Here is a 26,247-nt window from a genome sequence, read left to right on the forward strand (position 1 = left end):
CCGATTTTCGCTGTTTTTTTAGTGTATGCCCGGTTTTCAACTTCCTGAGAATCGAATATACGAACTAATCTCGAAAAATTCCAGATTATTCTAAAATATTCAATTCTCAGAGGCTTTAATCAGAGGAGTTCTGCAACACCCTCGAGCATAACCAATAACTCTTTTCGTAGCCATGATAACATCTTTATTATTTGATGCAAAGTTAGCAATAAAAATACATCTATGCAAATATTGTCAGGACTACAGCTTCGGTGTTGCGTACGCCTTGCTTGTGGAAGCTGATGCGGTCGGCCGAGAAGGGGATGTGGGAGTATTTGGTGATGTATTCGGGGTCGATGACCATGCCGTGGTTGTCCATGCCGCAGAGGTCGAAGACTTCGCTCCGGACTACGTAGAGTGTGCCGAATTTTGAGACTATGAGGTCGAAGTCGACGCCCCATTTGACTACGCGGTCGTTGACCGACATTACTTTGTGGTAGTTCTGGTTGCTGAGATGTTCGATCAGTCCCGAGCCGGCAAGGAGTACTTTGCGAGTCGATCCGTTAGAGCCTGAGAATGCTTGTCGCATCAGGGATGTCATTGTGGGGTTGTCGATGGTCTTGTAGGTGAAGTCATGGTCGGTCTGATGCCATATGCCTCCGGTGAGCATGATTTCGGTGCCTTCTTCGAGTGATATTTTGGCTTTGTTGCCAAACATGAAGGATCGTTCCATGCACATGCGCATGTCGAGGATGGCTACTTCTTCCTGGTCGGAGAATGTCCAGCCGACTTCTTTGTCGGAGAGCCGCTGGAGGAGGGATTCTTCAATCTGGCTCTTGAATATCTGACAGTAGTTGGAGTTTTTGACCGGTAGGGCGTTGTAGCGTGGTGTCTGGACGTCGAGCTCGCCGGCTGCGCGGCCCATGCGTACGATTTTGGTGTCTTTGGTGATTGTCGGGAGGTTGTATTGTCCGTCGTCGTTATATTCGATGTTGGTGGGATGGATGGTGACTGAGCGTCCGTCTGATTGGGAGATGTAGCCTATGAGCTGCCGCCCTTCGTCGGTTTTTACGGTGGGGAAGAATACGGTGTCGGACTCGGAGAGGTAGGAGTTGTCGATGACTGATAGGATGAAGGGCTCGCCTTTGGCGTAGCTCCGTGAGTGGAGTGTGGTTTTTACGGCGGTTGTGCCGGGTTTTATGTCGACGGAGTAGTAGTCGACTTTCATTGATCCGCTGTTGCGCGCGCCTGCCATTCGTGAGATCTGGTCGAGGGGGGTGGAGGAGGGGCGTATGCGGGCTACGCGTTCGTCGATGTGGCTGCGGAGAAGGGTGGGGGAGACTTGCTGGGTTACTTGTGTTGTTGTCATGGTTGTTAATTTGGCCTTCGGCCAAAGGTTATGAGGTTATAAGGTTATAAGGTTATAAGGTTATGAGGGGGTCGCGCTTCCGCGCTCACACTTTTTCAAAGGTGGGCGAGCTGAAGCTCTTGGCATGGACAAAGCTTCGCGCTGGTGGGTGTCGCGCTTCCGCGCTCACACTTTTTCAAAGGGGGCGAGCTGAAGCTCTTGGCTTTGACAAAGCTTCGCGCTGGAGGGGGTCGCGCTTCCGCGCTCACACTTTTTTCAAAGGTGGGCGAGCTGAAGCTCTTGGCATGGACAAAGCTTCGCGCTGGTGGGTGTCGCGCTTCCGCGCTCACACTTTTTTAAAGGGTGGCCGGGGCGGGGTGAGGCTCTATAGGTCCCAGATGCTTGGCCGGGGGGCGGTGAGGACTCTTGACGTGGGGTCGTCGGGGGTGGGGGTGGCTTCTTTTCGCATCAGTTCCCAGAGACTGAGGTCTGGATGGGTAGGAGTCGGGTGGGGTGACTCTTCGGACTGTGGGGCTAATGGGCTGGATGGGGCAGATGGGCCGGATGGGGCTAATGGGCCGGATGAGGCAGATGAGGCGGATGGGCCTAATGGGGCTGATGGGGCAAATGGGGCGGATGAGGCAGATGGGCTTTGAGGCTGCTGGGCAGGGTGGGATGACTGTTGTGGCTGGGGGGCAGGGTGGGGTGGCTGCTGTGATTGCTGTTGTTGTGGGGTGGGGGTCATGGTGGTGTTTTTTAATGGGGTTATGTTTGATGTTGCAAAGTTAGGGTGGGTTTTGGGGGGAAATGGTGCGATAATGTCGCGTCGATTGGTGGTAAGCGAAAAATTTGTATTAAATTTGTGGATATTTTGCTGTGTGTGGCTGTATGCACGTGGCCAGATATTTACAGACTATGGAAAAAAAGAGTATTCTTCCGGCTCTCCTTCTTTTTTTCGTGCTAAGCTGGAATGCTTGCCGACAGCAGGATGTAGAGTTTAGAGCTGATTCGTCCCACATTACTTATATGGGTCGTACTTATGTTACCGATAATGGCGGTGTGGCGTTCAATTATCCGGGTGTGACGGCTTTGCTTTCTTTTGAGGGGAGTCGCCTGGATATGCTTGCGAGCCGTGGCTGCGGCGATTTTATGGTCGAGGTTGACGGCGGTGTGCCCCGCAGACTTCATTACGGTGAGAATGATTCGCTGCTGACGGTGGCTGATTCGCTTGGCGAGGGGCCTCACAGTGTGCGCATCACGTATGCTATAGAGGGTTATGAGAAGAATCCTGTGATAAGGGGTTTTGTGATGCCGGGCGGTTCGCGTCTGCTGGATGCTCCGAAAAAGGGTAAGCTGAAGATGGAGTTTATCGGTAATTCGATTACGTGTGGCTATGGTGCGGCTGCTCCCGACGGGGCGCGCGGTTTCAGCTATGACACGGATAATCATTGTCTGACTTATGCTTATCTGACGGGACGTGCTCTTGATGCGGATGTCAATGTCGTGGCCCGCTCGGGTATAGGCATGTATCGCAACTATAATGGTCCGCTTGAGGGTGACAGCGTCGGGACGATGCCGATGGAGTATGACCGTACGCTGCTCTATGATGCTGAGCATATGTGGGATTTCAGCCGTTTTCAGCCTGATGTGGTGTGTATCAATCTGGGCACTAACGATACGTCGACCGATAATTATGATATCTCGCTCTTTGAGAGGGCTTATGACGGTTTTCTGACTCATCTGCGGGAGGTGTATCCTTCGGCCAAGATTGTGTTGCTGACGGGGTCGATGCTTCAGGGGCAGCCGCTTGAGGATGTGAGGGGTGCTCTCGACCGACTGGCTTCGCGCCATGAGGGTACTTATCGTTTCGATATGTCGCCCCAGACGGGTGAGCTCGGTATGGGTGCCGACGGGCATCCTTCGGCTCGGCAGCATGCCAGGATGGCTGAGGAACTGACTAAGTTTATTCAATTAGTAATTAGCAATTAGTAATTAGTAATTAGTAATTAGCAATTTTTTTATCTTTGAATCCATAATCAAAATATCTATTATACAATTCAACAATTCAACAATTCAACATTATGAAAAAGGTAACTACGATTATTGCCGCTTTTCTTATGATGATGGTGGCAGTGCCTGTGAATGCACAGTTTAAGGTTGGTAAACTTGTCGGAGCGGCCGCTAAGGGGGTTCAGGCTCTGACTATCACCGATGCTCAGATGGCAGCTTATGTCAAGGAGTCGGTCGACTGGATGGATACTCACAATAAGGTGTCGGATGCCGACAGCCCTTATACTATCCGCCTCAACAAGCTTACCGAGGGATTGAAGGATGCCGACGGTATACCTTTGAATTTCAAGGTGTATGAGGTAATCGACGTGAATGCTTTCGCTTGTCCCGACGGTAGCGTGAGAGTGTTTTCCTCGCTGATGGATATTATGGACGATGATGCTCTGATGGGTATTATCGGTCATGAGATAGGTCACGTGATGAAGCGTCACAGCAAGAATGCTTTCAAGCAGGAGTTGCTTACAGGTGCGCTTAAGGATGCCGTGGCCTCGACCGGCGGTGTGGCAGCAGCCCTTACCGAGTCGCAGCTCGGCACTCTCGGCGAATCGCTCGCCGGGGCAAAGTTCTCGCAGAAGCAGGAGAAAGAGGCTGATGACTGTGGCTATGACTTCCTGGTGCAGAACGGCCGCAACCCCTGGGGTATGGTCAAGGCTTTTGAGAAATTTCTCGAAATGGAGCAGGGCGCAGGTGCGCAGGCCAGCTATATCGACAAGATGTTCTCGTCGCACCCCGAGACCAAGGCCCGCATCAAGCGTATGAGCGAGCGTGCCACCAAGGACGGGTTTAAGAAACCGTAAGATGTTAAATAGCAACAACTTTTAATGTCAAGCCCGTCAGGCTCCAAGGGCCTAACGGGCTTGATTTATATAAATTAAGGTAGATGGAAGACAGGATATTGATACTCGACGGTGCGATGGGCACCATGATACAGCGTCGCGGGCTTACGGAGAAGGATTTTCGTGGCGATCGTTTTGCCGGATGGCATGTGGACCTGCGCGGCAACAACGACCTGCTGTGTCTGACGCGGCCTGATGTTATCGAGGATATAGCCCGCGAATATGTCGGGGCCGGATGTGATATTATCAGCACCAACACGTTTAACGCCAATGCTATATCGCTTGCCGACTATGATATGGCCGGACTTGCCCGCGAGATAAGCCGGGCAGGGGCCGAGATAGCCCGTCGGGCTGCCGACTCGTCGGAACGCAGGGTGAGAGTGGCCGGTTCGATAGGTCCCACCAACAAGACGGCCTCGATGAGTCCCGACATCAATGACCCCGGTATGAGAGCCGTGACGTATGACGAGCTCTTTGACGCTTACAGCGAGCAGATAGAGGGGCTGATGGACGGCGGTGTCGATATGCTGCTTTTCGAGACTATCTTTGATACGCTCAACCTCAAGGCCGGGCTCGATGCCGCCGTGTCGGTGATGAAGGCCAGAGGGGAGGAGCTGCCCGTAATGCTGTCGGTGACTATTGCCGGCAAGGACGGGCGCACATTCTCGGGCCAGACGCTCGAGGCGTTCATAGCCTCGGTGAGCCACGCGCCGATAGCGTCGCTGGGATTGAACTGTTCGTTCGGCCCGAGGGAAATCAAGCCATGGATAGCCGAACTGGCCCGCAAGAGTCCGTGGCCAGTGTCGTGTCATCCCAACGCCGGACTGCCCGACGCCTCGGGCAATTATGGCGAGACCCCCGAGAGCATGGCCGCGGTGATGAGCGAGCTTGTGGATGAAGGACTCGTCAATATAATAGGTGGCTGCTGCGGCACCACGCCCGAGCATATAGCCCGCTATCCGGCCATAGTGAAGGGCAAGGCTCCGCATGTGCCCCCGTCGGTGAAGCCCGAGATGAGGCTGTCGGGCCTCGAGATGCTTGAGGTGACCCCCGACAAGAATTTTATCAACGTAGGGGAGAGGTGTAACGTAGCCGGCTCGCGCAAGTTTCTGAGACTGATCAAGGAGGGAGCCTATGAAGAGGCCATAGCGATAGCCCGCAAACAGGTGGAGGACGGAGCGCAGGTGATAGACATAAACATGGACGACGGACTGCTTGACGCCGGGCGCGAGATGTGCAGATTTCTGAATCTTCTTGCCGCCGAGCCCGACATAGCGCGTGTGCCCGTGATGATTGACTCGTCAAAATGGGAAGTGATAGAGAGCGGCCTCAAATGTGTGCAGGGCAAGGGTATAGTCAACTCCATATCGCTCAAAGAGGGTGAGGAGACATTTGTGAAGCGTGCGCGCCGCATACGCCGTCTCGGGGCTGCCGTGGTGGTCATGGCATTTGACGAGAAGGGTCAGGCCGACACGTATGAAAGAAAAATCGAGGTGTGTGGCCGCGCCTACCGTCTGCTCACGGAGCAGGCACAGTTTCCGCCCGAGGACATAATCTTTGACCCCAACATACTCTCCATCGCCACCGGCATCGAGGAGCATGACCGCTATGGACTTGACTTCATACGGGCCGTGGAGTGGATCAAGAGCAATCTGCCGGGAGCCAAGGTGAGCGGCGGAGTGAGCAACCTGTCGTTTGCCTTCCGCGGCAACAACCGTCTGCGCGAGTCGATGCATGCGGTGTTTCTCTACCATGCCATAAGCAAAGGTATGGACATGGGCATAGTCAATCCGGCCACGGCCGTGACATATGCCGATGTCGAGCCGGAGTTGCGTCAGTTGCTCGAGGATGTGGTGCTCTATCGCCGCAAGGAAGCGTCGGAGGAGCTGGCCGCCCTGGCCGCCTCAATGGCAGCAAAAGGGGCCGAAGAGGCTAAAAACGACACTCCTAAGGCCGAGCAGTGGCGTGCACTGCCGCTGAACGAGCGTCTGAGCTACGCACTCGTGCACGGGACGGGTACTTATCTCGCCGAGGACCTGCGCGAAGCTCTCGAGGCAGGCATGGAGCCGGTGGCCATTATCGACGGTCCGCTCATGGAGGGGATGAACAGGGTGGGCACCCTGTTTGGCGAAGGCAAGATGTTTTTGCCCCAGGTGGTCAAGACCGCCCGCACCATGAAGAGCGCGGTGGCCATACTGCAGCCCGAGATAGACCGCCGCAAGAGTGTGGCGGCCGCCTCGACGGGAAAGAGCGGCAAGGTGCTCTTTGCCACAGTGAAGGGTGATGTGCATGACATAGGCAAGAATATAGTGTCGATAGTGCTGGCCTGCAACAACTATGAGGTGATAGACCTCGGTGTGATGGTGCCGGCCGAGACTATTGTGGAGACCGCTCTGAGAGAGCGTCCCGACATAGTGTGTCTGTCGGGCCTCATTACCCCGTCGCTTGACGAGATGGCCCATGTGGCCGAGGAGATGCGCAAGGCCGGGCTGCATATACCGCTGATGGTGGGCGGAGCGACCACTTCGCGTCTGCACACCGCGCTTAAGATTGACCCTCGGTATGAAGGGGCCGTGATACATGTAAGAGACGCCTCGCAGAATCCTCTGCTTGCAGCGCGTCTGCTCAACCCCGAGGTTAGGGAGGCTTATATCGCCTCGCTCAAGGAGGAGGCCAGCCGTCTGCGCGAGGAGCATGAGCGCGAGACAGCCGCCCGAGAGATGGCTACGCTCGCCGAGGCCCGCATGCGGAGCGTGCGCGGAGCGGGTGACACATATGTCTCCCCTGCCCCTGCCTGTCCGGGCCGCACTGTGACCGATATACCCGGGGAGGAACTGCTGCCTCTGATCAATTATCGAGCCTTTATGAGTGCATGGAAACTCTCGGCCACGCTTGCCGATGCCTTCGGTGTGCACGGCTGCCGGGCCTGCGAGGAGGCGTGGTTGCAGTCGAAGGAGGAGAAGGAGGGGCGCGACAAGGCCTTGGAAGCACTCAGACTTGCCCGTGACGCGCGTCGCGTGATAGAGGAGATATGTGGCACGCCGGGCAAGATACGCGGCGTGACGACAATTGTGGAGGGCCGTTCGGGGGGAGACGATATAGTGGCCGGAGAGGTGAGATTTCCCACTCTGCGCCGTCAGCAGCCCGATGAGTCGGGCCGTTATCCGGCCGTGGCCGACTATGTGGCCCCCAAGGGTGATTATATAGGTGCGTTTGCCGTGACCGTGCACACAGAGGATGAGGTGGCCCGGCTCGAGGCCGAGGGGGACAGCTACGGATCGCTGCTGATGCAGACGGTGTCGCACCGTGTGGCCGAGGCTGCGGCCGAATGGCTGCACCGCCATGTGCGCCGCGAGCTGTGGGGTTATGCCAAGGATGAGCCCGACATGAGTCTTGACGAGCTTTACGAGGGCAAATATTCAGGCATACGTCCGGCTATGGGTTATCCCTCGATGCCCGACCAGACTCTCAATCTCGAGCTTGACCGACTGCTGTCGATGGGTGAGATAGGCATAACGCTGACCGAAAACGGTGCCATGCACCCCTCGGCAAGCGTAAGCGGGTTGTATATATCCAATCCCGCCGCCCGATATTTCATGCTCGGCCCTGTGGGTGAAGACCAGCTTGCCGATTATGCCCGCCGCCGCGACATGCCGCTTGAGCGGGTGCGCAGGTTGCTCAACAGATGAGTGTAAACACAAGTGACACAAAAAAATGACAAAAGTATTGATGGTACTTTTGTCATTTTTTTGTGTCTTCTGAATTGTCGTTTTTCCCTGAGCCTTTGAATGTAAGGCGGTGAAGCGGAGTCAGGCCGTGGGCGGCGATGGCTGCGCGGTGGTCGCGGGTGGGGTAGCCCTTGTTGATTTCCCAGTGATATTGCGGAAACTCTTCGGCCGCGCGTCTCATCCACTCGTCACGGTGGGTTTTGGCCAGGATTGACGCGGCGGCGATGTTGCCCAGTTTGCCGTCGCCTTTCACGATGGTCTGATAGGGTATGTCGCGAAACGGCTTGAAACGGTTTCCGTCGACCACAATCTGGCCCGGAGTCACCTCGAGAGCGTCGAGAGCGCGGTGCATGGCCAGGATTGAAGCGTTGAGAATGTTGATGGAGTCAATCTCCTCGTTGGAGGCCCATGCGACGGCCCACGCGACGGCGTCGCGCTCGATGATAGGGCGGAGTAGCTCGCGCTGGCGTTCGGTGAGTTTTTTTGAGTCGTTGAGCAGTGGATGTGTGTATCCGTCGGGCAGTATCACGGCAGCCGCGCACACCGGACCGGCCAGACATCCACGTCCGGCTTCGTCGCATCCGGCTTCGAGCACAAACGATGCGGTGGCTGCGGGCAGTGGTTCAGATTTCATCGAGGAAACCATATCCGAGGCCCGACTTGTTGACCAGATTGCGCGAATAGGCCGAGAGCTTTTTGCGCAGACGTGAGATGTTTACGTCGACAAGGCGCGGGTTGTTAAACACCTCGCCGGGCCATGCCGCCGCGAATATCTCTTCGCGTGTGAACATCTTGTTGCGTGAGCGCAGCAGCAGTGTGAGTATTGAAAATTCGGTGGGTGACAGCGATACCGACTCTCCGTCAATAAGCAGACCGTGCGAGTCGATGTTGAGTATGAGAGTGCGATATTCGATGGTGCGCAGATTGGCGGCGGGAGCCATATTGCGGTGTCGTCGCAACACCGAGCGCACTCGCGCCAGCATCTCGCGCAGGGAGAACGGACGCACGATGTAGTCGTCGGCTCCGGCGTTGAGGCCTTGTATGATGTCGTTTTCGCCGTCACGCACGGTGCAGAACATCACAGGCACAGCACATGTGACGGGGTCGTCCTTGATGCGTTCGAGCAGTTCAAACCCGTCAATCTCGCCCGGCAGCTCCACTTCCGATATGACGAGCGCGTATCGGTCAAGCGGCAACATCAGAGCCTGGCTTGCGTCAGATACGGTCTGTACGCCATAGCCTTCGCTCTGAAGATTCTCAGATAGCAATGACAGTATGGTCGGGTCGTTATCTACGATGAGTATTTGCGGGGAAGATATGTTAGAATGTGTGTTCACAACTGCAAATGTACAAAATGTGCGAAATATCGGCAAATGAGTAACTGAATTGTGCATGCTTTGTAATGGAATTGTAATTATACAACACCCGAGGGTAAGTAAACTTTCAACTGAAAATTTGGAGTTAATGTGTTATTTTGTCTAAATTTGTGATATGGAAACAAAGTATAAGCGAGTATTGCTCAAACTCAGCGGCGAGTCGCTGATGGGAGCGCAAGGTTATGGCATAGATACTGTCAGACTGGGCGAATATGCCCGTCAGATTGCCGACATAGTAAGCAAAGGTGTAGAAGTGGTCATCGTGATAGGGGGCGGCAACATATTTCGCGGCCTCTCGGGCGCGGCCAAGGGTTTTGACCGCGTGAAGGGCGACCAGATGGGTATGCTTGCCACTGTCATCAACTCGCTTGCCCTCTCGTCGGCACTCGAGGACATAGGTCAGCCGGCCCGGGTGCTCACGGCTATCAACATGTTTCCTATCGGCGAGCAGTATTCCAACCGCCGCGCCATCGAGACCATCGAGGGGGGCACTGTCGCCATCATGGCTGCCGGAACCGGCAACCCCTTCTTTACGACCGACACAGGCAGCGCGCTACGCGGCATTGAAATCGGTGCCGACGTGATGCTCAAGGGCACACGTGTTGACGGCGTGTATACGGCCGACCCCGAGAAAGACCCGACGGCCACCAAGTTTGACGAAATCACTTATGACGAAGTGCTTGCCCGCGGACTCAAGGTGATGGACATCACAGCCACCGCCATGTGCAGGGAAAATCATCTGCCCATCGTGGTGTTTGACATGGATACTCCCGGCAATCTTGCCAAGGTGATAGCAGGCGAAAATATAGGCACAAAAGTGTATTGATGAGATGCACAGACCGGTGTGCCTGACATATAAATCATAATACTAAATTAAAACAAACTATAATGGAACCCTCCGACTATCTCAATCCGGCCGAAGAAAAAATGGAAATGGCCGTGGCTTATCTTGACGAGGCTCTCGCCCACATCCGTGCCGGCAAGGCCAATCCTAAAATCCTCGACGGCATACGTGTGGAGTATTATGGCTCGGCAATGCCCATCTCGCAGGTGGCCAATGTGGCTGTCCCCGATGCGCGCACCATCACCATTACTCCTTGGGAGAAGGCCATGTTTAAGGAAATCGAAAAGGCTATCATAAACTCCGAGCTCGGCATCATGCCCGAAAACAACGGCGAGGTGATACGTCTGAGCATACCCCCGCTCACCGAGGAGCGTCGTAAGAATCTCGTGAAGCAGTCAAAGGCTGAGGCCGAGACCGCCAAGGTGTCGGTGCGCAATGCCCGGCGCGACGCTATCGAGGGCCTGAAGGAAGCTATCAAGCAGGGTATGAGCGAGGATGTCGAGAAGGATGCCGAGGCTCAGGCCCAGAAACTTCATGACCGTTACATGAAGAAAATCGACGAACTTTTCGCTGCAAAAGAAAAAGAAATCCTTACCGTATAATCATAGAATATATCATCTTCAATAAGGGTTCCTGAAAGTCTTTTGTCGGACTTTTAGGAGCCTTTGTTGTATTTATTCAGGTACAATTATCATGAAAAAAGTAGTTTTGATGTCATTCATGGCAGCTATGGCCATGAATGCAGGAGGTGTGGAGTATCGCCTCTCGTCGCCTGACGGACACATTACCGCCACAATTGACGCCTCCGACCGGCTCACATGGAGTGTGGAGCGTGACGGTGTGGTGGCTTTTGCGCCCTCGCAACTCGGTCTCACGCTGTCGGACGGCAGTGTGGTGGGTGAACGTGTCAAAGTGAAACGCGCCTCGCGAGGCAGTGTCGACCGCATGGTGGCCTCGCCTTTCTATCGAGCCGACAGCATCCGTGAAAACTATAACGGACTGACTCTCGGGCTCGGTAAAAACTGGAGCGTGGAGTTCAGGGCTTTCAACGACGGCGTGGCCTACAGGTTTGTGACCCGTGAGAAGAAACCGTTTGAGATTCTATCCGAGACCGTTGAGTTTCAGTTTCCCGACGATGCCATGACGGCTGTCCCCTATGTGGCTACGGGTAATGACGGAGACTTCAGGTCGCAGTTTTCCAACTCGTTTGAAAACATGTATACCCAAGCACCATTGTCGCAGCTCAACAATGCCCGACTTGCCTTTCTGCCGCTTGTCGTTGAGCGTCCCGAGGGGGTGAAAGTGTGTATCTCCGAGTCGGGGCTTGACAATTATCCGGGCCTGTATCTCAACTCGACAGCTCCGTCCACCACTCTCAAAGGTGTCTTTCCGCCCTATCCGAGCGAGGTCGAGCCCGGAGGCTACATACAGTTGATGGTCAAGGATGTGGAGAATTATATAGCTAAGGTCGACGGGCCGCGCGAGCTGCCGTGGCGCATGGCCGTGGTCACTGCCGACGACAAAGACCTTGCCGCCACTGACATGACCTATCTGCTTGCCGAGCCCTCAAAAATACAAGACATCTCGTGGATACGTCCGGGCAAAGTGGCATGGGACTGGTGGAATGACTGGAATATCGACGGGGTGGACTTTGTGAGCGGCATCAATAACGATACATATAAGTACTATATAGATTTCGCGTCAAAGAACGGCATAGAGTATGTGATTCTTGACGACGGATGGTCGGACAATGACAATGCCGATCTTTTTAAGGTCAATGACAATATCGACCTGCCGATGCTCATAAAATATGCCTCCGACCGTAATGTCGGACTCATACTATGGGCCGGATACCGTGCTTTTGACAAGGATACGGAGCGAGTGTGCAAGCATTACGCCGATATGGGCATAAAGGGTTTCAAGGTCGATTTCATGAACCGTGATGACCAGCCGCTTACCGAATTTATAGCTCGCGCCGCCGAGACTGCCGCGCGTCATCGTCTCGTGCTTGACCTTCACGGCATGTACAAACCCGCCGGTCTCAACCGCACTTATCCCAATCTGCTCAACTTCGAGGGGGTGTTTGGTCTTGAAAACATGAAGTGGGCCGACAAGGACTGCGACCATCTGAAATATAATGTCATGGTGCCGTTTCTGCGCCAGGTGGCCGGTCCGCTCGACTACACTCAGGGAGCCATGCGCAACGCCGCTCCCGGCAATTATTATCCCTGCTACAACGAGCCTATGAGCCAGGGCACACGTTGTCATCAGTTGGCTCTCTATATGGTGTTTGATTCGCCGGTCAACATGCTGTGTGACACGCCGTCCAATTATATGCGCGAGCAGGAGTGTACCGACTTTATCGCCGAGGTGCCCACCACATGGGACGAGACACGCATTCTCGCCGCCTCGATGGGCGAATATATAGTGACTGCCCGCCGAAAGGGGGCTACGTGGTATGTGGGCGGCATTACCGACAAGACTCCGCGCGATCTTACCGTAGACCTTTCATTCCTTTCTCCGGACACTCATAAGGCCACACTGTTTGCCGACGGAGTTAACGCCCATCGCAGCGGCCGCGATTACTGTCGCAGCGAGATTACGCTGTCGCAGGGGTTGCCTCTGTCAGTTCATCTCGCTCCGGGCGGCGGGTTTGCCTTGAAAATAGAGTGATACAACAGACGCAAAATTGATAAAAAGACAGGAGTACAGGAGTAGAAAATTTTAACTTCCGTACTCCTGTCTTTTAGCTGGAATTTTTTGATATTTATGTGTTTTTGTGGCTAACTTTGCAGCCGAAAAATTTATAAGGTTCTCAATTTTCAATAGGTAATGAATAAAGGTTTATACGCGCTTGCCATCGGCACGTTCGCGCTCGGGATAGCCGAGTTTGGCATGATGGGAGTACTTGGCGAGGTGGCATCGGGAGTGGGAGTAAGCATCAGCGAGGCCGGACATCTGATTTCGGCTTATTCGCTCGGAGTGGCTGTGGGTGCACCGATGCTCATCGTGTTGCGCCGCATGCCGTTGAAGCGGCTTATGCTTCTTCTGAGTGCGGTGATATTTATTGGAAATCTCGGGGTAGCATTGTCGCCGGGTTATGTCACATTGCTGTGTGCAAGGTTTGTATCGGGCTTGCCTCACGGTGCTTTTTTCGGTGCCGGGGCCATAGTGTGTGCCCGTCTTGCCGAGAAGGGTCACGGCGCGCAGGCAGTGGCGGTGCTTGTCGGCGGCATGACCATAGCCAATCTTTTCGGAGTGCCGTCGGCCACGTTTGTATGTAATCTTTTTGGCTGGCGAGTGGCTTTCGGCATAGTCGCGACGGTGGGACTGCTGTCGCTGGTGTGCATACGCGTGTGGTTGCCTTATCTTGCTCCGCTGCCCGACAGCGGCATCAAGGGACAATTCAGATTTCTGCGCAACGCGGCCCCGTGGCTGATATATGGAGGCGTGTTTTTCGGACAGGCGAGTGTATACTGCTGGTTCAGTTACATAGAGCCGATTATGACCAGAGTCACGGGATTTTCCACGCCGTCGATGAGCTGGGTCATGGTGATAGCCGGAGCCGGCATGGTGGTCGGCAATATGCTTTCGGGCAAGCTGGCCGACCGTTACAAGGCTTCGGTCGTGACGGGGTGTATATCGGCGGCACTGGTGTTTGTAATGGCGGCAGTGTATCTGTGTGTGTCGATGAAGGTGCCGTCGCTCATACTGATGTTTATCGCTACTGCCGGCCTCTTTGGCATCGGCGGTCCGCTGCAATATATAATAGTGAGGTTTGCCAAGGGTGGCGAGATGCTCGGCGGTGCCGGAATACAGATTGCGTTCAATGTGTCAAACGCTATGTCGGCTGCTCTCGGCGGCCTGGCCATACAGCATGGTTTCGGCCTGGCGTCTCCGGCTCTTGTCGGTATTCCATTTGCAGCGGTGGGGGCTGTGATGCTCTTCGCGCTGAGCAAGAGGGAGTGAGGCGGGATGCTTGGCTAATGGGCATTCTTGGCTTTTTGGAGCAAATGGGGCTGATGGGTGAGATAATCCTTTAGGCCTCGTAGTGTATTGTCGTTGCGTAGGGGGTGATGTCGAGGGTGACTGTCGAGGAGCATACGAGAGGTATGTTGTGGTCGACATGACCGACGGGCACTCCGAAGGCTACGGGATAGTCATACGCGCTGACCATGCGGGCTATCATCTGTTCCATGGTCTCGTCGTCGGCTCCGGGCGTGTAGTCCGTGAAGCGGCCTACGATCAGTCCCCGCAGTGAACTTAGCGTGCCGTTGAGCCGCAGGTTATAGAGCATACGTTCGATTTTATATACAGGCTCGGCTATATCTTCGATAAAGAGGATTGTGTCGGGCCTGAGTACGTCAAAGGGGGTGGAGATGAGTCCGTCTATCACCGCGAGATTTCCGCCGAGCAGACGTCCTGTGACGCGTCCGTGGCGGTTGTGACGGTTGGGGGAGACAGTCACGTCACGGCGTGTGCCCTCGAGCAGCGAGAAGAGCCGGAGCGAGTCGTCGTCCTTGCCTTTGTGAGTGGCTATGTGTTTGCACATGGGGGCGTGGATTGACTCTATGCCGTGCTTTGACATGAGTGCGTGGAGGGCCGATATGTCGGAGTAGCCCACAATCCATTTGGGGTCGTCGCGCAGAGGCAGACGGTCGAGCCGCTCAAGCAGGTGGACGGCCCCATAGCCGCCGCGCGAGCATATGATGGCGCGTGTGTCGGGGTCGAGCAGGGCTGTCTCGAGGTCGGCATAGCGGGCGTCGTCGGTGCCGGCATAGGTGCCATGGCGGTCAAACGTATGCTCGCCTACATAGGTCACCCAGCCGCGGTCGGCAAGGACGGGCAGGGCGTTGTAGACTGTCTGTGGCTTGATGATGCTCGACGGGGAGAGCACTGCTATACGGTCGCCGTGACGCAGCGGGCGCGGGGTGAGAATGTCCATTGTCGGGAGGGTGGGGCTGATGGGACGAAAGGGCCGAATGGTTTTGGTTGTTATATCAGGCTATCTGTACGGGAATGCCGGTTGCAGCGGTGATGCGCGAGCCGATGGCTTCGAGCTCTTCGCGTGGCACTTTGACAAGCTGTCGGGCAGGGGTGGCGCGGTCGATGGAGTATATCATCACTTCGCGCGGCCCTATGCGGCGATAGGCCTCGATGAGAGCGTCGATTTCCTCGGGGGTGGTGTTGTCAATAGGTTTTCCGTCATATTCGCCCCGCAGTAGCATGGTCTGGACTATGCAGTCGGTGCCGAAACGGGCGAGATTTTCAATAATAGTGTCTGCGTCGAGGTGGGGTAGGGTAGGGCGGTCGACCTGTCGGATGGTGGGAGTGAGGGCTGAGTCGAGCTTGAGAATGTTGTTGTCGACTTTAAGTAATGCTTTAAATATTTCGGGCCGGTCGATGCGGGTGGCATTGCTCAGGACGCTCACCTTAGCCTCGGGATAGTATTTGTCGCGTATGCGGAGGGTGTCGTCGATTATTCCCGGAAAGTCGGGATGGACGGTAGGCTCTCCGTTGCCCGAGAAGGTGATTACGTCGAGCGGGCTTCCGGCAGCTTTCATTTCGGAGAGTTTCTGCTCGAGCTGTCGGGCGACTTTCTCGCGTGGGGGCAAACCTGTGGTGCCGGTGCCTTGGGCGTTGAACCCGGCCTCGCAATACAGGCAGTCAAAGGTGCATACTTTGCCGTCATCGGGCGTCAGGTTTACTCCGAGCGATACGCCCAGTCGGCGTGAATGTATGGGCCCGAATATCGTTGAATGAAATAATACAGTCTGCATATTTTACTTGGCCTTCGGCCAAAGGTTATAAGGTTATGAGGTTATTAGTTGCCCTATGGGCAAAGGTTATTGAGTTGGTTATTGTTTGGCCTTCGGCCAAAGGTTATAAGGTTATAGAGTAATACGGTTATATGTCTTTAACCTTATAACCTCATAACCTCATAACCTTTGCCCGAAGGGCAAGTTTTTTACAAAGGTAATCAATTTTTCGTTTGGTTTTTGGGATTATTTTTCGCAAATTTGCACATAGACATTAACCTTAAATGTTTTTCGCATGAAACTTGCCCAAAACTATTACGATATTTTCTTTGCGACGACAAAGAAGTATCACGAGACCGACCATGTAGACGCTGTGGTCGAGAATCCTTATGCCGAGGGTACTATAGAGCATACACTGTTTGCCAAAAATTGGATTGATGCCGTGCAGTGGCATCTCGAGGATATAATCCGTGACCCGGAGATTGACCCGGTGGCCGCACTCGCGCTCAAACGTCGTATTGACCGCTCCAATCAGGACCGTACGGATATGGTGGAGGAGATTGACACTTACTTCCGCGAGAAGTATGCCGATGTCAAGCCGCTCGCTTCGGCTACTATCAACACTGAGTCGCCAGCCTGGGCTCTCGACCGTCTGTCGATACTCGCGCTGAAGATTTATCATATGGCTGCCGAGGTGGGCCGTCCGGATGCGTCGGCCGAACATAAAGCCAAGTGTGAGGCTAAGCTCAATATCCTCCTCCAGCAGCAGGTCGACCTTACCACTGCTATCGACACTCTGCTCGATGACATCGCCGCCGGCATAAAATATATGAAGGTGTATCGGCAGATGAAGATGTATAATGACGCCGATACAAATCCGGTTTTATATAAAGGTAAGTAAAATCCGTCTTTACATATTTTAACAAAATGCGTCCGAGATTTTGCCTCCGCACCCACGTGAGGCTGTGAATATTAAAATCTCAGAGGGTTAAAATCGGCCCAATGCGTTAATATATAGCGTGTTGGGTCGAAATTTTTTGTTCGGGATTTTTGGCGAAATAAAAAAGTTGGCTCCTTAGCGGCCAAGCTCTCCAAATTTTCACTAACTTTGCTCTCATGAACGATATACAATGGCTCACTGACGCGCAGACTCCGATGCCTGATATTGACACGGAGAAGTTGGGACGCTGGGTTGACGAAGTGGCCCGGAGGCATGACCGCATACTCGGGCCGTTGACTTATATCTTTTGTGATGATGAGAAAATCATCGAGGTCAACCGTCAGTTTTTACAGCACGATTATTATACCGACATTATAACCTTTGACTACACGCGCGGCCGTCGCATCAGCGGCGATATGTTTATCTCGCTCGACACCGTGGCTACCAATGCCGAGGTGGTGGGGGCGGACTATGCCACCGAGCTGCGCCGCGTGATTGTCCACGGGGTGCTTCACCTCTGCGGCATCAATGACAAGGGCCCTGGTGAGCGCGAGATTATGGAGCGTCACGAAAACGAGGCCCTCGCTCTTCTGGAGCAGATGTAGTGTCGGCGTGACGACACATGCCCCGGGGGATTCTCCGACACAGTTTATGCGGCGGAGTTAGGAGCCTGTGGTGTGTCTCTTTCCATTCGGAATATATCTGAAATTCGCTATATATGAAATTTTCATTTGATGTGATAGTGATCGGAGCCGGTCATGCCGGATGCGAGGCTGCACACGCTGCCGCACGCATGGGCGCGTCGACTCTGCTCGTCACTATGGACATGAACAAGATTGCCCAGATGAGCTGTAATCCCGCCATAGGGGGTATAGCCAAGGGGCAGATAGTACGCGAGATTGACGCGCTCGGCGGCATGACCGGTGTCATTACCGACCGCACGGCCATACAGTTTCGCATGCTCAACCGCTCGAAGGGACCGGCCATGTGGAGCCCGCGCGCCCAAAGCGACCGCATGAAATTCTCGCAGATGTGGCGCGAGACTCTCGAGAATACTCCCAATCTCAATATGTGGCAAGACTCCGTTAGGGCTGTCAAGGTGGACGACGGACGCGTATGCGGCATCGTCACCGCACTCGGAGTGGAGTTTTCGGCGCGTGCCGTGGTGCTCACGGCAGGCACCTTTCTCAACGGACTCATGCACACCGGTCCGGTCAAAATCGAGGGGGGCCGAGTAGCCGAGCCTGCTGCCTATGGATTGACGGAGCAGTTGTGTGAATTAGGTTTTACGACCGACCGAATGAAGACCGGTACACCTGTGCGTATTGACGGCCGTTCCGTAGACTGGTCAATGACCACCCTGCAGGAAGGCGACAATGATTTTCACAAGTTTTCCTATCTTGCCGATGTGGAGCGAGAGCTTCCGCAACGCGCGTGTCACACAGTCTATACCAACACGCAGACTCATGAAATATTGCGCCGCGGACTGCCCGACTCGCCGCTTTACAACGGCCAGATACAAAGTATCGGTCCCCGTTATTGTCCCAGCATCGAGACCAAAATAGTGACCTTTGCTGACAAGAACGAGCATCAGCTTTTTCTCGAGCCGGAGGGCGAGACGACCACTGAATATTATCTCAACGGCTTCTCGTCATCGCTCCCGATCAACATACAGATCGAGGCTCTGGAGACGATACCCGCGCTGCGTGACGTGATGCTTTTCCGTCCGGGCTACGCGATAGAATATGACTTTTTTGACCCCACGCAGCTCCATCACACACTTGAGACGAAGCTCGTCAAAGGGCTCTATTTTGCCGGTCAGGTCAACGGCACCACCGGTTATGAGGAAGCCGCGGGGCAGGGGCTTGTGGCCGGAGCCAACGCCGCGCTGAGTGTGCAGGGAGCCGAGCCTTTTACTCTTGCGCGCGACGAGGCATATATCGGAGTGCTTATCGATGACCTTGTGACCAAAGGGGTCGACGAGCCTTATCGCATGTTTACCTCGAGAGCCGAACACCGTATACTCCTGCGGCAAGATGACGCCGACATGCGTCTCACTCCGCGAGGCCATGCCATAGGTCTTGCTACCGACGAGCGTTATGCCGCCATGCTCTCCAAGCGTGAGCAGCGCGACGGGCTGATAGATTTCTGCCGCTCTTATTCGGTCAAGTCGGCCCTCGTAAATCCGTGGCTTGAGGAGCGAGGCGAGCAGCCGCTCAAGCAGGGCGTGAAGCTCGAAGACCTTGTGTTGCGTCCGGGGCTCAACCTCGCGCTTCTGCGTGAAGGGGTGCCCGCGCTTGACAGTTATATCAATGAAAATATCGAAGAGGCCCGTCGCGAGGAGATAGTCGAGGCGGCCGAGATACTCATGAAATATCAGGGCTACATCAAGCGCGAGCAGCTCAATGCCGAGAAGCTCCACCGTCTTGAAAATCTCAAATTGCGCGGCAAGATTGACTATGCTTCGGTCAAGGCTCTGTCGACCGAGGCTCGTCAGAAGCTCGAGAAGATTGACCCCGAAACCGTGGCGCAGGCTTCGCGTATCCCGGGTATATCTCCGGCTGATGTCAACATACTGCTGTTGCTCTTAGGAAGATAGCGAAAAATTGTTTCACGTGGAACAATCGCACCTTTTTTGTCTGCGATTTTGTTTACTTTAACACGAACTCATCATTAGGAAATATAACATTCAAAAAACATAAGATATGGAATACCTGAAATCACACATCCGTGACGTAGTAGACTTTCCCCAGAAGGGAATAATCTTCAGAGACATCACCACGCTGTTCAAAGACCCCCGCGGGCTGCACATCGTGGGCTGGGACCTGTCGCAACTTTACCGCGACAAAGGCGTTACTAAAGTAGTGGGTATCGAGTCGCGCGGCTTTATAGGCGGGGCAATGCTGGCCTTTGAGCTCGGAGCAGGATTTGTGCCCGTGCGCAAGCCCGGCAAGCTGCCTGCCGACACCATACAGGCATCGTATGACAAAGAGTATGGCAAGGATACTATCGAGATTCACCGCGATGCAATCACCCCCGATGACATCGTGGTGATACATGACGACGTGCTCGCGACCGGCGGCACAATGGCTGCTGCCTATGAGCTCGTGAAGCAGATGAACCCTAAAAAGATTTACATCAACTTCATCATTGAGCTGTCAGCTCTCAACGGCCGCGCCAACCTCCCCGCCGAGGCCGAGGTGTCATCGCTCATCACTTATTAAACCTCTAAAAAATCATGGAGAAGGGGTGTGTCCTTGTCGGTATGACGGGACGTGCCCCTTCTCTGAATTAAACCACCCTCTAAACTTGAAACATGCCCAAGCACCGCAAGTCAGCCGCTCTTGAGGAGAAGATATCCATCCTTCCCTCCACCCCCGGAGTGTATATGTATTACGACTCCGAGGGCACTGTCATATATGTAGGCAAGGCCAAGAATCTGAAGCGGCGCGTCAGCTCATATTTCAACCGCACTCACGACTCGCTCCGCACCAATCTCCTTGTCCGCGCCATCACTGATATGTCATACATAGTGGTGCCCACCGAGCAGGACGCACTCAACCTCGAGGCTTCCATGATCAAGGAGCACCAGCCGCGTTACAATGTGCTGCTCAAGGATGACAAATCCTATCCCTGGATAGTGGTGACCAACGAGCCTTATCCGCGCGTGTTCATGACCCGCCAGCGCATCAAGGACGGGTCGAAATATTACGGACCTTACACCGACGCCGGCTCGGCCCGCGCGACGCTCGAGCTGGTGCGCCGGCTCTATCAGTTGCGCTCGTGCCGCCACCTCATCACGCCCGATTATATACGTGCCGGAAAGGGAAGGTTGTGTCTCGACTATCACCTCAAACGGTGTAAGGGGTGCTGCACCGGTCTGGTCAGTCCCGAGCAGTATGGAGCCGACATCGACAGGGTGCGGGCCATACTCCGCGGCGATATTTCAGAACTTCTCGATTATCTATGCGGCGAGATGCAGAGGCTGTCAGTGGAGCTGCGTTTTGAGGAAGCTCAGGAGCTCAAGGAGCAATATGACCTCATAAAGCGTTACCAGTCCAAGAGTGTCATAGTCTCGCAGACCATCGAGGATATTGACGTCTTCGGTGTGCACGACGAGGATGATGAAGTCAACATAAATTACATGCACATCCGACGCGGCGCGGTGGTCAAGTCGGTCACTCTCGAGTATCGTCGCAGACTCGACGAATCAGTGCCGCAACTGTTGGGTTATGCCATGGCCGAGATAGCCGAGAGTCTCGGCGTGAAATATGACGAGGTTATCGTGGCGCAGGAGCCCGACTGTGAGATGGAGGGAGTGAGATTTATCATCCCCAAGCGCGGCGACAAGGCCAAGCTGCTCGAGGTGTCGGAGAAGAACGCTCGCCAGCATCGGGTGGATAAAATCAAGACCATAGAGAAGCGCGACCCGGCTGCCCGCACCGACCGTATACTCCAGCGCATGCAGTCGGATTTTCGCCTCTCGCAGCTTCCACGCCACATAGAGTGTTTTGACAACTCCAATATCCAGGGCACAAATCCTGTCGCATCGTGTGTGGTGTTCAAGGATGCCAAACCGTCCAAAAAAGATTACCGGCATTTCAATATCAAGACGGTCGAAGGCCCCGATGATTTCGCCTCGATGAAGGAGGTGCTCACGCGCCGTTACACGCGTCTTGTCAACGAGGGTGAACCCCTGCCTCAGCTCATAGTTGTCGACGGCGGCAAAGGTCAGTTGTCGGCCGCTGTAGAGGCTCTCGACGACATGGGACTGCGCGGCGTGATAGCCGTGGTCGGTATAGCAAAACGGCTCGAGGAAATCTATTTTCCCGGAGACAGCATCCCTCTTTATATCGACAAAAACAGCGAGAGTCTGCGCATCGTGCAGCAGTTGCGCGACGAGGCCCACCGCTTCGGCATCACCCATCACCGCAATCGCCGCAGCAAGACACAGGCTGTATCACAGCTTGACGGCATCAAGGGCATCGGCGAGAAAACCCGCACTTCGCTCCTGACGCATTTCAAGAGCGTAAAGCGTCTGCGCGAAGCCGATCTCGACGCAATAGCCGACCTCATCGGCCCTGCCAAGGCATCGATAGTATACTCCTCGCTTCATCCAACTGATTAGTCAGTTTGTGGAGATGCGGACGGGTCTCTACGCGTCATTATCGCACCTTTTGTGTGGGCTGTACCGTTAATTTTGCAGAAGTGTTTTAGCAATCCCAATCAACAGAACATTGCGAGCTGAAATCACGACGGGCATTATAATTTACGCGCTCCGGGATTTTAAGCAAGTAATCTAAAAAAACATTTCCGCACCATGTCATCCCACACCTTTTCATCGCTTCTCGCACTTCTTGTGGTCGAATATCTCGGCATATTTCTTGCCGTCTCCGCCGACCTTGTAAGCGGGCTCCGCAAGGCCCGACGTGACGGCCGTCCCTGCACCTCGCGCGGTCTGAGGCGCACCGTAGCCAAACTCTCGTCATATTATCTCGCCCTCTTTTGTCTCACGGTGGTCGACGGCATGATTATCGCTGCCCTCGTCACGTTTGCCGGACTTGACGGAGCCGCTACAGCCCTCCCTCCATTTCCTTATCTCACCACCCTCGGCGCACTCTCGCTCGCACTCATCGAAGCCCGAAGCATCGCCGAAAACTCACCCCACCGCACCGACATTTTTTCTGCCCTGCGCCTTCTGTCCACGCTTTGGAAAATGCGCCGTTCTGGCAGGAAAAACAATATTTAAAAATTTCATCTATTAAAAATGATGATGTATAGTTGCGCTATCGTTTGTTTTTCGTAGAGGGTTTGCTACAGTAATGTTTGTGGAAGAGGAGTATTTTCACTAATTTTGTCCGTATATTATCTCACAGACCAAGAAATGGATTTTAACTATATACATGTAGCCATTCGTGGCGAGGTTCAGGGTGCGACTCGCACTCTCTATTCCTACTCTCCGGCCGACAGTGACATCGACCCCCGTTGGGGGAGCATGATGGTCGAGCCCGGCGCGGCAGTCAAGCGTTTTCTCAACGCGTCGGAGTGTTATGTGCTCCAGCAGTCGGAGGCGGGACATTACATTTCGCTCATCACGCGCAACACTGTGGCCCCCGAGCGGGGTTTCATGATGATATCGCTGCTTATATCCAACGGGTGTGCTCTCACCGGCCGTCAGGTGCTCAACACATTTACCGCGCTCAAGAAGGCTTTTATCGAGGATGAGAATCTTACAGATGATGCAGTGGAGGCCGCGCTTCTCGAGGCCGGTGTGCCCCGCGAGCCGCTCATGCTCGAGGCGTGGAAATATACTGCACCGGCCGAGGGCAATACCGAGCCTAAGGGCGAGGCCGCCTATCGCACATATATCTCCGTGCAGGAGCTTGAGGCTATCTTTTCATTTCCCGGCCAGCCCGAGTATGCCGATTATCGCTGCATCATAGTGGTGTCGGCCACCACATCGCTCCGCCCGGGTGTGAAGATGCCGCGTATCACGGTGCCTATCCGCAAGCAGTATGGTGTGGTATGCCCCGAGAGTGTGACCGCTTCGGCTCCGCTGGTCTATGACGGCGACCGTCTGGTGCTCACCTATAGCAAGGAGGGTTTCAACACCCACACCGAGACTGTTGTGGTGGGCAATCCTGCGGCCTATACGAAATATGAGGGTTCGACCATACAGGTGCGCACAGCCGCTCAGACAGGCATACGCTTCATACGCCGCATTCCGGTCAAGGTGACTTCGACCAAGGGTGTTCCCCTCAACGGCTATACTATTTCGGTCAACGGACACTCCGTGAGTACGGCCGACCCGTATATCGACTTTACCGAGCGTGACCTGGCTCCCGATGAGGATGTGGAGATACAGGTGGCGTCAAACAATTATCGCCCGCTTAAGCTCAAGCGTCCTTCGGCCGAGATGCTTACCACCGAGGAACTTGTGCTCGAGCTTCAGCCGGTGGAGCAGGGAGTGACGCTGCGTCTCGATTTCGGCGAAGGCCGTGTGTTTGAGCAACAGATTTCAATCGAGAAAAACACTCCGGAGTATAACCGCCTCCATTCGGGAAATTTCCATGGATTCCGCGCCCACCGTCAGGTGACTTCCGACCATTCGGAGGTCTACAACGTGGATGTGCGTCTTATCAATCCGCCCGTGGCTCCCAATTTTGAGACAGCGCGTTCGGAGGCTGTAGGCTCGGAGGTGAAGAAAAACGCGCCTAAGTTTGTCAACGTATCCGATGAGGCTTCCGAATCTCGTCCGCGCATAGACACAACCGTGCCCACCGACCCGCGCCGTCATGAGGTGCAGCCCGAAAAGCAGGGTTATGATTCGCCTGAAGAGGAGGATGACGACGAGGCACACACTCGTCCCTATCGCCGCAAGGCTCTGATGTGGCTTGCCGGTGGACTGGTAGCGATACTTATCGTCGTTGCGGTGGCATTTCTCTTGCCCGAAGGTGAGGAGTATGACGTGACTCCGGCCGCTGAGACCGAGATGATCTCGGAGGACGGCACGCCCAGCCAGGCTGCTCCGGCCCCGGCTCCGATGACGCCTGAGGAGACTGCCGACGTCGAATATCTCAACAACAATGCCGCCTGGGTGCTTGCCAAGCTGACCAGCCCTATGGGCAAGGCTCTCGCTCAGGCTATTGAGAACGGTGACCTCAATGCCCTTGCCAATAATGATTATTTTGCGGTGAAAGGCCGTTGCACCAATGCCCAGGCTATTCAGATAGTTGATATGGCATGGCAGGCAATCGGTTCGCCCAACGAGCGCGGCAACTCGCGCAAGATGCGTCAAGGCGTCAAGAACGGTTCGGTAGAGCTCCGCGAGATGATCAATCTGCTTGCCAGAGTGCGTCCCTCGGAGAATGTCAATACTGCTCCGAGACCTGCCAAGTAGAGTTAAAAATTAGAGGTTGTTTAAAAACAAATGTGAAAGCCGGAGTCCATTCTCTTGAGATGGATTTTGGGATGAATTGAAGGAGCAATGCTGTAGCATTGTGACTGAAATTCAGCACGAAATACATCCAAGAGAATGGATGCAAACAAGCATTTTTTATAACTTCAATAAAGCAATTTTAATGTATAATAATGTTAATATAAGTTACTCTCGCCTGCATGGATGTCTTTTTGGCTCCCCTGTCCCTAATCTTCAGTCACCATGCTACAGCATGGCTCCATCAGATTATGAACAGGTTAGCTCAAAAATACATCCACTCCGGCTTCACATTTGTTATTAAACAACCTCTTAAAGTAAAAAATTGCCAATTATGACTATCAACGAAATACAAGACGATATTGTAGCGGAGTTTTCCGAGGTCGACGACTGGATGGACCGCTACGGCATGATTATAGATCTCGGTAACAGTCTGCCTCCCATCGATGAGCAATACCGCGATCCGGCCCATCTCATCGAGGGATGTCAGAGCCGCGTGTGGGTCAATGCCGAGCTTACTCCCGAGGGACGTGTGCACTATACGGCCGACTCCGACGCTATCATCGTCAAGGGCATCATATCGCTTCTTGTCAAGGTGCTTGACAATCAGACTCCCGACGATATAATCAACGCTGACCTTCACTTTATCGACGACATAGGTCTCAGCGAGCACCTTTCGCCCACCCGTTCCAACGGACTGCTGGCCATGCTCAAGCAGATGCGTCTCTACGCGCTGGCGTTCAAGGCCAAGCAGGGACAGCAATAATCAGCATGTGAGAAACAAAAGTTTTTGACAATACATATGCACAAACTCACCTTCGCCGTTGTTATATTTACCCGGCGCGGGTGAGTTTTTTCGTATCACTAAAGTATTCCGCAATCCTCTCAAGACATGTTTATACTCGTAGTCTGCATCATTCTTCTTGTGCTGGCGGTTGCCCTCACATTCTATTCGTCCACCTATGGCACGGCGGTGGCTTTTCTCGCGCTGTGTACGTCGGGGCTTATGCCGGGTGTTCATCTCGGGGCGTCCACCTATATGTTCTGGGGTGTGGCTATGCTTATAGTCATAGCTCTTAACTTCATATTGCCACAGGGAGTGACGGCTTCGCGTCTCGGAGTGCCATACATCTTCACCGCCTCTCTGGCTGGTATGCTCATCGGACTGACCGTCTCGCATGCGGCTATGATTGTCGGGGCCTTTTTCGCGGCTCTACTCGGAGGGGTGGCCTACGGACGCACACCCAAGGGGCATCAACTGGCCTATCCCACTCACAGATTCTGGAACTATCTGTGTGCCAAAGGTCTTCCCGCGGTCATATCGTTCAGCATCACAGGCACCACAATCCCCATACTCACAAGCGGATTCTAAATACACGGGGTGCAATTATTATGCCATTACCGGCATGCAGTCGATGCAACGTAAGTCGG

General features: G+C 54.3%; 21 protein-coding genes. 16 read left to right on the top strand and 5 right to left on the bottom strand.

The window, feature by feature from the left end; all coding sequences use genetic code 11:
* Nucleotides 1–220: 220 nt before the first annotated feature.
* Nucleotides 221–1,348, bottom strand: coding sequence for an SU10 major capsid protein (locus tag QGT73_RS08085; RefSeq protein ID WP_280122106.1), 1,128 nt, complete (start codon nucleotides 1,346–1,348; stop codon nucleotides 221–223).
* An 894-nt stretch (nucleotides 1,349–2,242) separates the two neighbouring features.
* On the opposite strand from QGT73_RS08085, the gene QGT73_RS08090 reads away from it, so the two are divergent.
* The 3 genes from QGT73_RS08090 (at nucleotide 2,243) to metH (ending at nucleotide 7,922) form a co-directional block, all read left to right on the top strand.
* Nucleotides 2,243–3,316 (top strand): SGNH/GDSL hydrolase family protein, encoded by a 1,074-nt coding sequence (locus QGT73_RS08090; RefSeq protein ID WP_280122107.1) that lies wholly within the window; start codon nucleotides 2,243–2,245, stop codon nucleotides 3,314–3,316.
* A gap of 92 nt (nucleotides 3,317–3,408) precedes the next feature.
* A complete protein-coding gene (locus QGT73_RS08095) occupies nucleotides 3,409–4,194 on the top strand; it encodes a M48 family metallopeptidase (protein WP_280122108.1) in 786 nt (261 codons plus the stop codon).
* 83 nt (nucleotides 4,195–4,277) lie between these two features.
* Nucleotides 4,278–7,922, top strand: coding sequence for a methionine synthase (gene metH, locus QGT73_RS08100; RefSeq protein ID WP_280122109.1), 3,645 nt, complete (start codon nucleotides 4,278–4,280; stop codon nucleotides 7,920–7,922).
* Between the two features lie 52 nt (nucleotides 7,923–7,974).
* Here the strand turns inward: metH and QGT73_RS08105 are convergent, their stop codons facing one another.
* Both QGT73_RS08105 and QGT73_RS08110 read right to left on the bottom strand, forming a co-directional pair.
* Complete coding sequence (locus tag QGT73_RS08105; protein WP_280122110.1) at nucleotides 7,975–8,595, bottom strand: ribonuclease HII; 621 nt, start codon at nucleotides 8,593–8,595, stop codon at nucleotides 7,975–7,977.
* Nucleotides 8,585–9,298, bottom strand: coding sequence for a response regulator transcription factor (locus QGT73_RS08110; protein ID WP_280122111.1), 714 nt, complete (start codon nucleotides 9,296–9,298; stop codon nucleotides 8,585–8,587). The genes QGT73_RS08105 and QGT73_RS08110 overlap by 11 nt, the downstream gene beginning before the upstream one ends.
* A 154-nt stretch (nucleotides 9,299–9,452) precedes the next feature.
* Between QGT73_RS08110 and pyrH the strand changes: the two genes are divergently transcribed.
* The 4 genes from pyrH to QGT73_RS08130 all read left to right on the top strand — a co-directional run bounded on the left by pyrH (nucleotide 9,453) and on the right by QGT73_RS08130 (nucleotide 14,150).
* A complete protein-coding gene (gene pyrH, locus QGT73_RS08115) occupies nucleotides 9,453–10,163 on the top strand; it encodes a UMP kinase (RefSeq protein WP_280122112.1) in 711 nt (236 codons plus the stop codon).
* A 62-nt stretch (nucleotides 10,164–10,225) separates the two neighbouring features.
* Nucleotides 10,226–10,783 (top strand): ribosome recycling factor, encoded by a 558-nt coding sequence (gene frr, locus QGT73_RS08120; RefSeq protein ID WP_280122113.1) that lies wholly within the window; start codon nucleotides 10,226–10,228, stop codon nucleotides 10,781–10,783.
* 91 nt (nucleotides 10,784–10,874) lie between these two features.
* Nucleotides 10,875–12,854: a retaining alpha-galactosidase gene (locus QGT73_RS08125; RefSeq protein ID WP_280122114.1), complete on the top strand. Its 1,980-nt coding sequence runs from the start codon at nucleotides 10,875–10,877 to the stop codon at nucleotides 12,852–12,854.
* 159 nt (nucleotides 12,855–13,013) lie between these two features.
* Nucleotides 13,014–14,150, top strand: a complete 1,137-nt coding sequence (locus QGT73_RS08130) for an MFS transporter (protein WP_280122115.1) — start codon at nucleotides 13,014–13,016, stop codon at nucleotides 14,148–14,150.
* A 70-nt stretch (nucleotides 14,151–14,220) separates the two neighbouring features.
* Here the strand turns inward: QGT73_RS08130 and QGT73_RS08135 are convergent, their stop codons facing one another.
* Together QGT73_RS08135 and QGT73_RS08140 are read right to left on the bottom strand one after the other, a co-directional pair.
* Nucleotides 14,221–15,126 carry a S66 peptidase family protein gene (locus QGT73_RS08135; protein WP_280122116.1) on the bottom strand — a complete coding sequence of 302 codons (906 nt, stop codon included), beginning with the start codon at nucleotides 15,124–15,126 and terminating at the stop codon, nucleotides 14,221–14,223.
* 55 nt (nucleotides 15,127–15,181) lie between these two features.
* Nucleotides 15,182–15,961: a radical SAM protein gene (locus tag QGT73_RS08140; RefSeq protein WP_280122117.1), complete on the bottom strand. Its 780-nt coding sequence runs from the start codon at nucleotides 15,959–15,961 to the stop codon at nucleotides 15,182–15,184.
* Between the two features lie 274 nt (nucleotides 15,962–16,235).
* Between QGT73_RS08140 and QGT73_RS08145 the strand changes: the two genes are divergently transcribed.
* From QGT73_RS08145 to QGT73_RS08185, 9 genes are all read left to right on the top strand, one after another.
* Nucleotides 16,236–16,841 carry a DUF4254 domain-containing protein gene (locus tag QGT73_RS08145; RefSeq protein ID WP_280122118.1) on the top strand — a complete coding sequence of 202 codons (606 nt, stop codon included), beginning with the start codon at nucleotides 16,236–16,238 and terminating at the stop codon, nucleotides 16,839–16,841.
* Nucleotides 16,842–17,056: 215 nt separating this feature from the next.
* A complete protein-coding gene (gene ybeY, locus QGT73_RS08150) occupies nucleotides 17,057–17,485 on the top strand; it encodes an rRNA maturation RNase YbeY (RefSeq protein WP_425278394.1) in 429 nt (142 codons plus the stop codon).
* 113 nt (nucleotides 17,486–17,598) lie between these two features.
* Nucleotides 17,599–19,479, top strand: a complete 1,881-nt coding sequence (gene mnmG, locus QGT73_RS08155; protein WP_280122119.1) for a tRNA uridine-5-carboxymethylaminomethyl(34) synthesis enzyme MnmG — start codon at nucleotides 17,599–17,601, stop codon at nucleotides 19,477–19,479.
* A 106-nt stretch (nucleotides 19,480–19,585) separates the two neighbouring features.
* Nucleotides 19,586–20,104, top strand: a complete 519-nt coding sequence (locus QGT73_RS08160) for an adenine phosphoribosyltransferase (RefSeq protein ID WP_280122120.1) — start codon at nucleotides 19,586–19,588, stop codon at nucleotides 20,102–20,104.
* Nucleotides 20,105–20,196: 92 nt separating this feature from the next.
* Nucleotides 20,197–22,008 carry an excinuclease ABC subunit UvrC gene (uvrC, locus tag QGT73_RS08165; protein ID WP_280122121.1) on the top strand — a complete coding sequence of 604 codons (1,812 nt, stop codon included), beginning with the start codon at nucleotides 20,197–20,199 and terminating at the stop codon, nucleotides 22,006–22,008.
* 192 nt (nucleotides 22,009–22,200) lie between these two features.
* The gene (locus QGT73_RS08170) at nucleotides 22,201–22,629 is read left to right on the top strand and encodes a phage holin family protein (protein ID WP_280122122.1); all 429 of its coding nucleotides are present in this window, start codon (nucleotides 22,201–22,203) and stop codon (nucleotides 22,627–22,629) included.
* A gap of 135 nt (nucleotides 22,630–22,764) precedes the next feature.
* On the top strand, nucleotides 22,765–24,780 hold the full coding sequence (locus QGT73_RS08175) for a hypothetical protein (protein ID WP_280122123.1): 2,016 nt from the start codon (nucleotides 22,765–22,767) through the stop codon (nucleotides 24,778–24,780).
* A gap of 370 nt (nucleotides 24,781–25,150) precedes the next feature.
* Complete coding sequence (locus tag QGT73_RS08180; protein ID WP_280122124.1) at nucleotides 25,151–25,582, top strand: SufE family protein; 432 nt, start codon at nucleotides 25,151–25,153, stop codon at nucleotides 25,580–25,582.
* A gap of 126 nt (nucleotides 25,583–25,708) precedes the next feature.
* A complete protein-coding gene (locus QGT73_RS08185) occupies nucleotides 25,709–26,188 on the top strand; it encodes a hypothetical protein (protein WP_280122125.1) in 480 nt (159 codons plus the stop codon).
* The last annotated feature ends 59 nt before the right edge of the window (nucleotides 26,189–26,247 follow it).

Origin of the sequence: Duncaniella muricolitica, from assembly GCF_910574735.1 — a bacterium.
Classification (GTDB): domain Bacteria; phylum Bacteroidota; class Bacteroidia; order Bacteroidales; family Muribaculaceae; genus Duncaniella; species Duncaniella muricolitica.